General features: G+C 69.4%; 9 protein-coding genes. All 9 read right to left on the reverse strand.

The features are described 5' to 3' along the window. Nucleotides 1–199 precede the first annotated feature (199 nt). Entirely contained in the window at nt 200–1,891 is a 1,692-nt protein-coding gene (locus tag AB0B28_RS06275; protein ID WP_360117389.1) for an ABC transporter substrate-binding protein, read from the reverse strand. 109 nt (nt 1,892–2,000) lie between these two features. Beyond that, nucleotides 2,001–3,746 (reverse strand): ABC transporter substrate-binding protein, encoded by a 1,746-nt coding sequence (locus AB0B28_RS06280; protein WP_360117392.1) that lies wholly within the window; start codon nt 3,744–3,746, stop codon nt 2,001–2,003. A gap of 298 nt (nt 3,747–4,044) precedes the next feature. After that, the gene (locus tag AB0B28_RS06285; RefSeq protein ID WP_360117395.1) at nt 4,045–6,084 is read right to left on the reverse strand and encodes an AAA family ATPase; all 2,040 of its coding nucleotides are present in this window, start codon (nt 6,082–6,084) and stop codon (nt 4,045–4,047) included. A 170-nt stretch (nt 6,085–6,254) separates the two neighbouring features. Beyond that, nucleotides 6,255–6,755 (reverse strand): hypothetical protein, encoded by a 501-nt coding sequence (locus tag AB0B28_RS06290; protein WP_360117398.1) that lies wholly within the window; start codon nt 6,753–6,755, stop codon nt 6,255–6,257. A gap of 101 nt (nt 6,756–6,856) precedes the next feature. Next, nucleotides 6,857–7,150 (reverse strand): GNAT family N-acetyltransferase, encoded by a 294-nt coding sequence (locus AB0B28_RS06295; protein WP_360117401.1) that lies wholly within the window; start codon nt 7,148–7,150, stop codon nt 6,857–6,859. Between the two features lie 47 nt (nt 7,151–7,197). Continuing rightward, nucleotides 7,198–8,667, reverse strand: a complete 1,470-nt coding sequence (locus tag AB0B28_RS06300) for an MFS transporter (protein WP_360117404.1) — start codon at nt 8,665–8,667, stop codon at nt 7,198–7,200. Then, entirely contained in the window at nt 8,654–9,304 is a 651-nt protein-coding gene (locus tag AB0B28_RS06305; protein ID WP_360117407.1) for an LppX_LprAFG lipoprotein, read from the reverse strand. The genes AB0B28_RS06300 and AB0B28_RS06305 overlap by 14 nt, the downstream gene beginning before the upstream one ends. A gap of 65 nt (nt 9,305–9,369) precedes the next feature. Beyond that, the gene (locus tag AB0B28_RS06310) at nt 9,370–10,308 is read right to left on the reverse strand and encodes a glycoside hydrolase family 11 protein (protein WP_360117781.1); all 939 of its coding nucleotides are present in this window, start codon (nt 10,306–10,308) and stop codon (nt 9,370–9,372) included. A 205-nt stretch (nt 10,309–10,513) separates the two neighbouring features. Further along, nucleotides 10,514–11,737: a DUF2786 domain-containing protein gene (locus tag AB0B28_RS06315; protein WP_360117410.1), complete on the reverse strand. Its 1,224-nt coding sequence runs from the start codon at nt 11,735–11,737 to the stop codon at nt 10,514–10,516. Between the last annotated feature and the right edge of the window lie 158 nt (nt 11,738–11,895).

The raw sequence follows: 11,895 nt of genomic DNA on the forward strand, positions 1-11,895 counted from the left end.
GCCGGGGAGGCGTCGTCGCCGAGCCGGGGTTCGCAGAGGGGCCGGGTTTCCGCCTCGGCAGTGCTGCATCACACAGTGCCACGAAGGGGTGGTGCATACCATCCCTCGCTGCCGTTTCGGCGGGGCATTGTTACCCGACCGATATGGAACGAGAGGGGCGATCCGATCCGGATCGCCCCTCTGGAGAAAACGCTAACCGCTACGCGGGAGCCCACTCGCGCAGGTTCCACAGCGGGCCGGCCTGGCTGTTGCCGTTGCCGGTGACGCCGGTGAGCGTGCCGTTGTTGTAGACGATGGACTGCGGCTCGTCCAGCAGCGGCAGCGTGAACGCGGCGGGCGTGGCCAGCGCGGCCACGTCGTTGGCGAACTGCGCCGCCTCGGCGATGTCGGTGGTGGAGCGGACCTTGGCGATCGCCTCGTCGAGCCCGTCGAGCGTGTAGCCGCCGAAGTTCGAGGAGGAGTCGGAGCCGAAGTACTGCTGCGGCGCGACGGTGAACGCGGGCGTGCCGGACCAGCCGTAGATGATCAGGTCGAACTCGCCTTCGGAGAGCACCGGGCCGAGCTGGCCGTCGGGGATCGCCTGGAGCGTGACGTCGATGCCGATCTCGGCGAGGCTGGCCTGGGTGAGTTCCCCGGCGAGCTGGCGGGTCGGGTCGCCGTCGCCGTAGCGGAAGTTGAGCGTGACCGCTTCGCCGTCGGGCGTCATGAGCGTGTCGCCGGTGGTGTAGCCGGCCGCTTCGAGTGCGGCGTTGGCGGCGTCGGCGTCGCCCGAGCCCTGGAGGGGCTCGGTCTGGCCGAGCATGTCGACGAAGAACTCGGAGTTGACGCTGAAGAAGTGGTTCTTGCGGGCCTCGACCTCGGTGTCGGGGTAGGCCCTGGAGATGAAGTCCTCGTTGTCGATCGCGGTGAAGACCGCTTGGCGCAGCACCTCGTCGGCGAGGAACTCGTTCTTCATGTTGGTGTCGATGTGCATCCAGATCGAGCCGTCGTAGACCTCGGTGGTGATGGCGTCGTCGCCTTCGACCTTGTCGAGCTCCTCCTGGTTGAACTCCGAGGGCCAGGCGCCGTCGATGGAGCCTTGGCGCATCTCGGTGATGATGGCCTCGGTGCCCTCGACGACCTTGAGGGTGAGCTTGTCGAGCCCGCCTTTAATGGAGCCCTGGTAGTTCTCGTTGGGCTCGTAGATGACGTAGTCGCCGACCGCGGCGTCGACGGGCGTGTAGGGGCCGGTGGACCAGGTGGGCGCGTTCTGGGCGAACCAGGTGGCGCTGCCGCCCATCTGGGCGGGGTCGGTCTTCCAGTCGGCGAAGCCGTTGGCCTCGGCGATGTGGGCCGGGTACATCGACAGGCCGAAGAACTCCCATTCGGGGTCGATATAGCCGTCCACATAGGTCATGGTGACGACGCCTTCGGAGGGCGACTCGATGGAGGCGACGTTGGCGCCCCAGTCGGTGGAGGCGGGCGCGCACGCGTCCTGGTCGCACTTCTCGGCGTCGCCTGACATCTGGTACCAGATGTAGGTGAAGTCGTCGGCGTCGAAGGGGTCGCCGTCGGACCACTGGGCGTTCTCGTTGAGCGTGTACTCCACGGTCATCGGGGATTCGCTGGTGAGCTCCGGGGCCTTGGCCAGGAGCGCGTCGTTGTAGACCCACTGCCCGTCGGGGTCGAAGTCGCCCAGGGCGGTCGCGCCGGGCATGAGGACCTGGTGGACGTAGGCGTTGTTGCCGTCGGCGGTGTTCTCGTTCCACGACTCCCAGCCGGAGCTGATCGCCCAGGTGACGTCCCCGTCGCCGCTGCCCGAGTCGCTGCCGCCGCCGCAGGCGGCGAGCGCCGCCGCGGCCAGCGCGGCCGAACCGGCGAAGGCGCAGGCCCTCGCTTGTGCAGGTCGCATATGACCACTCCCCCGTGTGTGTTCGCGGCCGCGTGCAGGCCGCACCGGGATCATCGTGACACTTGGTTCGGTCCTTTTCGGGCAGTTCCGGCCAAACGGCGGGTCGGCCTCACGCTCTGACGCCCCATTCGGCCACGTTGTAGAGGGCCCGCTGCTGGGAGGCCCAGTTGTCGCGGACGTTGACGAGTTCCTCGCTGGCCATGATGGACACGGGGGTGTCGACGGTGGGCAGGACGTAGGCGTCTTCGACGACGCGGCGCACGATCTCGTTGGCGATCTCGGCCGCGGCGGCGGGGTCGGGTTCGGCGGCGAGGGCGTCCAGGAGCGCGTCGAGTTCGGGGTCTTCGTTGCCGCCGAAGTTGGTGGCCGAGTCCGACGCCCAGTACTGGCCGGCGCTGGAGACGATGGTGGGGGCCGAGGTCCAGCCGTAGCTGACGATGTCGAAGTCGGAGGCGGCGAGGGTGGTGCCGAGGTCGCCTACGGGGAAGGGCTTGAGTTCGACGTCGATGCCGATGTCGGCGAGGTTGTACTGGACGAGTTCGGCCATGGTGGTGCGGTCGTCGCTGCCGTCGGCGTAGCGGTAGTTGATGCTGACTGCCTTGCCTTCTGGGGTGTGGAGGTCGCCGTCGTCCCAGGTGTATCCGGCGTCCTCGAGGGTGCCGCGGGCCTGTTCGGTGTCGCCTGCGCCTTGTCCGGTGGCGGTGAGGTGGTCTTGGAAGTGCTCGCCGTCGTTGCGGAAGAGGTGGTTGAGTTTGCGGGAGGCGTCGGATTGGACGTTGGCGTAGGTGCGGGCGATGAGTTCTTCGACGTCGATGGCTTGGAAGACGGCGGTGCGCAGGGCGGGGTCGGCGAGGAATTCGTTCTTGGTGTTGAGGTCGATGTGGTTCCAGCCGGGGCCGGGGGCGACGTTGAAGGCGATGTCCTCCTCGCCGACGAGTTGGGCGATGTTCTCGGCGCTGATGCCGGTGGGGCTGGCGCCGTGGATGGTGCCTTGGCGCAGTTCGGTGATGATCGAGTCGGTGGAGTCGAAGGATTTGACGGTGAGGCTGTCGAGGGTGACCTTCGCCGATCCGGCCCATTCGGGGTTGGGCTCGTAGATCGCGTAGACGCCGGTCTCGGCGTCTTTGACGGTGAACGGGCCGGTGGACCAGGTGGGGACGGTCTGGGAGAAGTAGGTCTCGGCCTCGCCCATGGCACCCGGGTCGGTCCGCCAGTCGTAGCCTTGCTCGTCGGCGATGTGGGCGGGGTTGGAGAGCACGGGTTCGAACTTCCACTCCGAGGAGGAGTAGTCCTCGTCGTAGGAGATGACGATCTTGTCGGCGGTGGCGCCCTTGGTGACGGCGGTGACGCTGGCGGCGGTGGCGGCTGCCGGAGCGCAACCGCCGCACAGTGACTCGGATCCGGAGCGGGCGTACCAGTTGTAGGTGAAGTCGTCGACGCCGATGGGGGTGCCGTCGCCCCAGCTGGCGTCGGAGTTGAGGGTGTACTCGACTTCCATGGGGCTCTCGTTGACCAGGCGGGGCGCTTCGGCGAACACGCCGTCGTTGAGGACGAACTCGCCTTCCTGGTCGAACTGGCCGACCCAGGGCCAGTAGGGGGCCACGACCTGGAGCGTGAAGATCGTGTACTCGGCGCTGGTGTTGGGGTTCCAGCCGGTCCAGGAGCCGTCCATGCCCCACACGATGTCGCCGCCTTCGGCCCTTTCACCGGAGTTGCAGGTCACGGGGTCGGTGACGCAGTCCTGAAACCCGGCCCCTCGCCCTTCGTCGCCGGTGCCGCACGCGGTGGCGGTGCTCAGGGCCAGGACCAGGGCCGCGCCCGCGCCGATGGCCGCCGGTCGTCTCTGTCGCAGCATCGTTCTCCTCATGTCCGGCTGCCTGGTGCGAACGGGTTCGCACGGTTCTAGGCGAATATGAGCATGGGATGCCACCGCGCCCGAAGTGTCCCCCCTGTGCGTCCGAACTGGACGGTAGGGACACTCCGGGTCGACAAAGGAGCAGGTGGAGGCCGGAAACCGGAGTTTTGGTAAGGGACCCGTCAAAAGGGCGGTTTCCTCAAGATTCCTCGTGTTCAACTCGGTGTTCAAAAATCGTGACCGTATCGGTATGAAAGCGGCCAGCGGAGCACAGGGTCCGTGTGCTGTCAAGCGGCCGTCAGTCGGTCATTTCGGGCGGGAGCTCGCTCGCGTGGACCACGGTGAGGCGCGAGACGGCGCGGGTGAGCGCCACGTAGAGGTGCCGCAGGCCGACCCCGGCGATGGTGCCGCCGCCGGTGGCCGGGGCGGCCACGATCTCGGCGGGCTCGACCACGATCACGTGGTCGTATTCGAGGCCCTTGGCGAGGCTCGCGGCCACGAGCTCGACGCGTTCGGTGCCTTCGACCAGCGGGGCGAGGGCCGCGGCGCGGTCGTCGGCGGCGATCACGCCCACCAGGCCCTCCTCGGCGAGGGCCTTCCCCACCGCTTCGCGCACTCCGGCTTCGAGGTCGGCGGTGCGCAGGTAGTCCAGGGACCCGTCGGAGCGGATCGAGCGCGCGGGCGCGACCTCGACGCCGAGGTGGGGCAGGACCCGGTTGGCGAGCGCGATGATCACGGCCGGGACGCGGAAGCCGGTGGTCAGCTCGGTGTGCTCGGTGTGGGGCTTGCCGAGGTGGTGCATCTGGTCGGCCCAGGAGGTCGCGGCCCAGGGCGTGGTGCCCTGGGCGAGGTCGCCGAGCACGGTCACCGAGCCTTTGCCCGAGCGGCGGGAGATGACGCGGCACTGCATCGGGGAGAGGTCCTGGGCCTCGTCGATCACGATGTGGCCGTACGAGTCCGAGGGGTCCCTGAGTTTGAGGTGGGATTCGATCTCGTCGGCGATGAGCAGGTCGGCGGCGGTGCGCTTCGCCCCGCGCGCGGCCAGGAGCGCGGCCTCGTCCTCGGTGAGGATGCCCCGGGTCGCTTCGGCGCGGAAGTCCGCGTCGCCGTAGAGCTTCTTCTGCACGGTCTTGGCGTTGAGCTTGGGCCACACGGTTTCGAGGAAGGCCTGGACAGCTTCGGTGCGCTTGAGTTTGGTGCCCCACTTGCCGTCCGGGGAGTGGCCCGAGCGGATCTCGGCCTGGCGGCGTACGCCTTGCACGATCGCGTCTTCGAGGGCCTTGCGACCGGCCGAGTAGGTGCGGGTGAGCTTGCGGGCGTTCGCGACCGCGTCGTCGAGGTACTTCAGGCCCAGGCGCCAGCGCCACCCGCCGTCGGCGATGAGCAGGCCTTCTTCGGCGGTGACCGCGTCGGCGGCGGTGCCGACGTGGCCCCACACGGCCCGCTCGCACACCAGCGCGAGGCGGCCGTCGTGCTTGACCAGCGCGGCCTCGTGGGTGTCGACGGCGGTGGCGGTGTGCGCTCCGGTGAGCTGCTGGACGGTGACCTGCCAGACGGTGGTCTCGCCGAGGGTGGGCAGGACGTTCGCGATGTAGGCGAGGAAACCGTCGTTGGGGCCCACGACGAGCACGCCGGACTTGTCGAGCTTCTCGGTGTAGTTGTAGAGCAGCCACGCGGCGCGGTGGAGGCCCACGGCGGTCTTGCCGGTGCCGGGCGCGCCCTGGACGCACAGGTCGGTGGCCGCGTCGCGGCGGATCAATTCGTCCTGCTCGGGCTGGATGGTGGCCACGATGTCCCGCATCGGGCCGGTGCGGGGGCGTTCGATCTCGGCGGTGAGGATGTCCGAGGAGATGTCTTCCCCGAGCAGCAGGTTCTCGTCTTCGAAGCCGGTGATGCGCGCGCCTTGGAAGCCGAAGCGGCGACGGCGCGCGACTTCGTGCCGGGCGTGGACCGAGGCGCGGTAGTACTGCTCGGAGAGCGGGGCGCGCCAGTCGAGGACGAGCGGGTCGTTGCGCTCGTCCCTGATGTGGCGGCGGCCGATGTGGAAGTCCTCGCCGTCGTCCATCCAGATGCGGCCGAAGAACAGGGCGATGTCGCGGTCGTTGAGGTCGGCCATGCGGGCGACGGTGTAGTTGGCCATCGCCCAGCCGAGGTGCTTGTCTGGTCCGACGTCGCCGTCGCCCGAGCCGCCTTCGGCGTTCCTGCCGAAGTCCTCGGAGTGGAGCGAATGGATGTTCGCGGTGCCCGCGCGCATCGCGGCCATGTAGCCGCGGGCGCGCTCGTGGTGGTCGATCTCGGCCTGAAGCTCGGCTTCAGGGGTGCTCTCAGCAAACGACATGGTGGTGCTCCAGGTGGATTGGTGCAGATTCACAGGCTGTCGTCGAAGGCGCGCCGCCATGCCGCCGAGGGCATGTCGTTGTCAGCGCAGGCGTTGCCGATGCGGGAACGCAGACGAACCGTCGACCCTACCCGGGACCGACCTGCGGGGGCAATCCGATTATGTGGCGTTCAGCGCACTTTCAGCGGCTTGACGTCGACCAGGCGTCCGTCGTCGCGGTGGAGGACCCAGCCCGCGCCCGGGCTCACTGAAGCGTCGGCGTCGAGCGGGAGGTCGAGGTCGTGGCGGGAGAGGTCGTGGCCGTCGCGGGCGGCCACGGCGACCAGGAGCGCGGCCAGGACGGCGGTCTCGGCGCAGACCACGGTGGTGCGGCGCGGATCGGGCAGGGCCCGGGCCGCGCGGGCGGCGAGCCAGACGGCGGTGTGGGCCGCGCCCGGCAGGTCCGGCGTGGTCGCGTTCAGGTCCTCGGTGACCGAGACGCGCAGGTCCAGGCGGCTCGCCAGCGGCGCGAGGGTGTCGGTGCAGCAGCGGCCGGGCCCTGAGAGCAGTTCGCTGGGGCTGTAGAGCTGGAGGAAGTCGGCCAGGGCCCAGGCGCGGCGCGCTTGCGGGTCGGTGAGCGGCTCGCCCTCACCGGGTGCGAGGTGGCGCAGGAGGATGAGAGCGGACAGCATATTGAAGATGCTTCATTCCCGAGTGAACGGGAGATGAACCCGAATCTGAAGCCGAGGTGAACAGTCCGCACCAGAGCAGACGAGGCCGCCGCAGTGTTCGTCTACTCAGGACGGTAGCGCAGGTCCTCGTACTCCTCGTGCCGGTCGATCCACCGCTCCACGAACGGGCAGGTCGGATAGGCCTTGAGGCCCTTGGACCGCAGGTCGTCCAAGGCGTGGCGCACCAGGCGGTCGCCCCAGCCCTGGCCGCGCAGCGACCGGTCGACCTCGGTGTGCGGCAGCACCGTGAAGTCCTCGCGGGTCAGGTACTCCAGGTAGCCGAGCACCTCGCCCGCGTCGCCCTGAAGCTCGTACCGGTGCTCGGCCGCGTTCTCGACCACAGAAAGATCCGCCATGCGGCAACCCTATCCCCGGGCGCGGGCGGGCCCGGAATGTCCGGAATTCAGGCCTGAGTGGACGCCCGGCCCGGCAGGGCCGCCGAGACCAGCGCGCCCGCGACGCAGATCCACGCCGCGGCGGTGAACACGTCGGCGTACTGCGCGGCCAGCGCGGCGTTCACCGCGTCGATGTAGACCTCCTGGAGCTCCAGGAACCGCGCTTCGGTGATCCCGAACGGCAGCGGCATGTCCAGGTCGGCCGTCGAGGCCCGGAAGCGGTGCAGGCTCCACGAGGTGAGGGCCGCGACCCCCACGAGCATCCCCATCATGCGGGCCACGACCACGGCCGCGGCGGCCGTCCCGTGGCTGTCGTCGGGGGTCACGCGCAGCGCGCCCGACGACAGCGGCGCGATCGTCAGGCCCAGCGCGGCCCCGGCCAGGGCCAGGCCCGGTTCGATCTGGGGCACCGACACCGCGATCCACCAGTACGCCACGGCCGCGAGCACGAACCCGGCGAACGCGGGCAGGCGCTCGCCCGAACGCGAGGCGATCATCCCGCCCGCGACCGCGCCCACCGGAAGGCCGCCGAGGAACCACAACAGGAGCAGCGCGCCGCCGTTCGAGTCCAGGCCCAACAGCGTCTGGGCCAGGAGCTGCACGTCCACGAGGGTGACCATGAGGACCGCTCCGGCCGCGGCGCTGGCGGCGAAGCACGCGGCGAACGGACCCCAGCGGACCCCCTCGGGGTCCAGGAGCCGCACCGGGGACCGCCACTGCCACAACACGAACGCCAGCAGGACCACGACCCCGGCGGTGATCGTGGGCAGGCCCCACGAGGGCAGCACGCCTTCCTCGGGATCGGGGTTGTAGAGCCCGATCGTGAGCAGCCCCAAGGCGAGCGCGAGCAGCGCGCCGCCGAGGTAGTCGACCTTGGCGTCGGTGCGCCGCCCGGGCGCGGCCGGGAGCGCGAACTGGACGGCGAGCGCGGCGAGGATCGCGAGCGGCACGTTGACCCAGAAGATCCCCTGCCAGCCCACCAGGGCGGCCACGCCCGCGCCGAAGAGCGGGCCGAACACGGCCCCGAGTTCCTGGGCCGCGCCGATCCAGCCGAGCACGACGGGGCGGTGGCGGGCGGCGAACAGGTCGGCGGCCAGGGCCATCGTGACCGGCAGCAGCGCGCCTCCGGCGAGCCCTTGGAGGGTGCGTCCGGCCACGAGCGGCACGAGGTCGGTCGCGGTGGCGCTCACGATCGAGCCGATCGCGAACGCGGCCAGGCACGCGTGGATGAGGGTGCGCCGCCCGAGCCGGTCGGACAGGCGGCCGAGCAGCGGCATCCCGGCGGTGTAGCCGAGCAGGTAGCCGGTGACCAGGGGCGTGGCGCGTTCGAGGTGGTTGGCGGGGATGCCGAGGTCGCGGATCATGTCCACGAGCACGGTCACGAGCACGTAGGCGTCGATCGAACCGAGCAGGACCGCGGCTCCGGCCGCGCCGATCGCGAGCTTGCGGCGCTCGGGGCGGGCCTCAGGGGGCTTCAATGGTGACCGTCTCGTTGTAGTCCGACAGCAGCAGCGTCACGGTCGCGTCCCCTTGCGCGAATTCGGCCTTGACCACGCGGAGGGTCTCCTCGTCGAACCACACCGTGCCGGTGTTCCAGTCCCCGGCGGCGGGCAGGAACTGGGCGAACGCGGCCGGTTCGAACACGATCTCGTACTTGTAGGCGTCGAAGCCGGCGACCGACTCCGATTCGAGCGGCTCGGCCGATTCGACCGCGCCCAGCAGCGGCGCGATCCCGAAGTCGGGGTCGAGCAGGATCGTGGGGTCGTAGGGGAGCATGTCGTCGCCCACCGGGATCTGCTGGTAGTCGCCGGTGAGGCCCTTGACGTAGGCGTCCTGGCCCACGATCACGTAGTCCACTTCGAGGTCCATGCCCAAGGCGGTGATCGTCCCGGTGCCCTCGGCCTGGCCTTCGGCGGTCACGGTGCCGTCGGCGGCCTTGACCGCGAGGCCCTCCACGTCGCCGTCCACGGACAGCTCGAAGTACACCGACTCGACCGCGGTCATGGCCTTCTGCGCGTCGGGCACCACGTCTTCGGCGGGGGGCGCCTCCTCGCCGGAGCAGGCGGCGGTGAGGGCCAGGGCAAGGGCGCTGAGCGCGAGGGGTACCGATCGCATGACCCGATCCTATGCCGAGCCCTCGTCGGGCGGGAGACGCCGCGGTGCCTCCCGCCCGGGCCCGGTCAGCTACAGCTGACGGTGGGCCAGTTGGTGTTGCCGTTGTGCTGGATGGTCAGGCCGAACGTGTTGCCCGCGCCGTTGGGGGTGGCCACGAGCTGCTGCGCGGTCGGGTAGGTCGCGTTGCAGTTCCAGGTCGCGATCACCCTCGCCGGGGAGGGGATGTTCAGCGTGGTGCGCCAGTCGCTCTTGCCCGAGACGGTGACGTTGAGGTTGTAGCGGTCGCTCCAGGACTGCCCGGCCGACAGGACCGCGTTGCACGACCCGCCGCCGGGGTTCTCGCCGCCCCCGCCGCTGCCGAGGGTGATGTTGGAGTTGCCGCTGGACTGGTAACCCTCAGTCGCCATGACCATGTAATAGGAGAAGTTCCCGAGGTTCATGCCCGCGCGGGCCCACGCGTCGAAGTGCTCGCCGGTGTTGATGGTGCCCGAGCTGCGGTTGCCCTGGCGGACGCTCCAGTACTGCTGGAAGGTCCTGGTGCCCTCCACCGACGGGGCGTTGTAGCGCGTCGACTCGCCCAGCCAGTAGGTGCCGCCGCTGGTGTTGAGCGTGCCGCGGCTCTGTGCGCCGCTGCTGGGGTTGTAGGGGCCGTGGGATTCGACGATGTAGTACTCCACCAGCGGATTCGACGTCCACCCGTAGAGCGCGAGGTAGCCGTTGCTGCCGTGGTTGACCGAGCCGGAGTAGTTGATCGTCCGGCGCCCGCCGTTGGCCCAGCCCTTGCCGCCGACCCAATTGTTGACGTTGTTCCACTGCGAGGTGTAGTTGCCCCCGGCGCCGAGGGTCATCGAGGCCGCGCCCTGGGTGTCGGTCCAGAACGAGTAGTAGTAGCCGTTGTGGGTGCCCTCTTGGTTCGTCGTGATCGTCTGTTGCGCGCTGGCCGAGCCGGGCAGCAGCAGACCGGCGCCGCTGAACACGAGAGCGGCGCCGCCGCCGAGCAGCATGCTGCGGCGGCTGAACGGACCGATGGACGCGTTGTCCTTGGACATCCTTCCTCCTTCTGAGGGGGGTGAGGACCGGTTCGCACAGCGCGAACCGCATCGACAGACATCTATCTCTGTCGCTGAGACCATCGTGGACGCCCACCGAAAACATGTCAATGACTTCCGGAAAACTATCGGAACTTTCTGGCTTGAAATTCCGGAACTATCAGTCTTTGGTGATCGGATCTCCGGTCGTCAGGCGCGCGGCGTCGGCCGCGGCCAGGCCCGCCACGTGGCCCTCGTAGTTGGTGATCCGGGTCGAGCGACCGCGTACGAGCTTGGGAAACAGCTCGTGGGTCTTGGCGTCCACGCGCTCGTCCCGCACCCGCATCACCGGCACCAGGTCGGTCCCGGTCGCCTCCGAGAATTCTCGGGCGGTCTCGGCGGCCGATTCTCGCAGACGCTCCCCGATGCGCCACGCGAACGAGGCCAGGAACGACTGCCGGAACGCCCTGGTCGCCGACTTCCCGGCCCGGTCGGCCAGCGAACCGGCCCGCGTCATCGCGGCCGTGGCCTGCACCAGGAGCGAGTTGTACAGCAGCTCAACGGATTGCAGGTCGGACCGGTCCCCCACGAGCGTGGTGAAGCCCCCGGCGGCCCAGTAGACGGGACGGCAGTGGTTCGCGTCGGCGATCTGCGCGAGCAGTTCGGACTTGGGCTTCTCGTAGGGCCGTTCGATGATGATCCGCAGCGTCTCGGGCTCGCGTTTGCGCTGCTCGGTGCTCGACAGGAGCGCCTCGTTGATGCTGTGGCGGGCGATGAGCTGCTGGGCCTTGGCGGTGAACGCCTCGGCTTCGGCGTCGGAATCGGTCGACTCGGCCTTCGCCAGCAGCGCCCGGATGCGCTCGTAGGTCCGCGAGGACTCGGCCACCCCGAGCCGGTGGGCGATCATGGGGCTCCCCGGCAGCGGCTCGACGCGCGGGATCTGCGGCATCTCGTCGATCAGGTCGAGCACTTCCAAGACCAAGGCCCACAACGCGATCCGATCCCACCGCCCCAGGCCCCGCGCGGCCTCGGCGAGGTTCTTCGCGCTCGTTTGACCGGCCAGCTCCTCGCGATGGACGATCCACCGGTCGCTCAGCTCGGTGTCCGAATACCGCTCCAACTGCCCGCGCATCATCGCCGCACAGGCCCTGACCGCCTCGGCAGTCAGCGCCTTGCGAACCGCGCTCAGCACCTCGCGGGGCATCCACCCCAGCTTCCACGCGTGCCCTATCGCGTCGTCCCCGAGCTCGGTGAACACACGGGCCAGCACCTGCGGCCAATCGGAGGCGTCCGACAGCCCCTCCAACGCGGCGGCAGCGTCGACCCAATCGGTCTGCGACCCCCTGTTCAGGACCTCCAGCACCGCGTATCGAGCCCGCCCCAAAGGCGGCAACTCCTCGTCCATCCCCACCGAACCCCTCAGAAAACGCGAAAAGCGCGAGTCCCCGACTCGCGCGGTCCTGCGTCAAACCCGGCCCAAGGGTACCCGTCGGCGCCGCTGTACCACGGCAGCGAGCAGGCGGCCCGCCGATGGCAAGTGAATGACAAGAACGGCCGGGTAGG

The sequence above is a fragment of the Glycomyces sp. NPDC046736 genome (genome assembly GCF_040645615.1).
Classification (GTDB): domain Bacteria; phylum Actinomycetota; class Actinomycetes; order Mycobacteriales; family Micromonosporaceae; genus Glycomyces.

What these genes read in the sequence shown, in the direction of transcription:
- AB0B28_RS06275 (WP_360117389.1), bottom strand. Translation starts at nt 1,891, where the DNA reads ATGCGACCTGCACAAGCGAGGGCCTGCGCCTTCGCCGGTTCGGCCGCG.
- AB0B28_RS06310 (WP_360117781.1), bottom strand. Translation starts at nt 10,308, where the DNA reads ATGCTGCTCGGCGGCGGCGCCGCTCTCGTGTTCAGCGGCGCCGGTCTG.
- AB0B28_RS06285 (WP_360117395.1), bottom strand. Translation starts at nt 6,084, where the DNA reads ATGTCGTTTGCTGAGAGCACCCCTGAAGCCGAGCTTCAGGCCGAGATC.
- AB0B28_RS06295 (WP_360117401.1), bottom strand. Translation starts at nt 7,150, where the DNA reads ATGGCGGATCTTTCTGTGGTCGAGAACGCGGCCGAGCACCGGTACGAG.
- AB0B28_RS06280 (WP_360117392.1), bottom strand. Translation starts at nt 3,746, where the DNA reads ATGCTGCGACAGAGACGACCGGCGGCCATCGGCGCGGGCGCGGCCCTG.
- AB0B28_RS06290 (WP_360117398.1), bottom strand. Translation starts at nt 6,755, where the DNA reads ATGCTGTCCGCTCTCATCCTCCTGCGCCACCTCGCACCCGGTGAGGGC.
- AB0B28_RS06315 (WP_360117410.1), bottom strand. Translation starts at nt 11,737, where the DNA reads ATGGACGAGGAGTTGCCGCCTTTGGGGCGGGCTCGATACGCGGTGCTG.
- AB0B28_RS06305 (WP_360117407.1), bottom strand. Translation starts at nt 9,304, where the DNA reads ATGCGATCGGTACCCCTCGCGCTCAGCGCCCTTGCCCTGGCCCTCACC.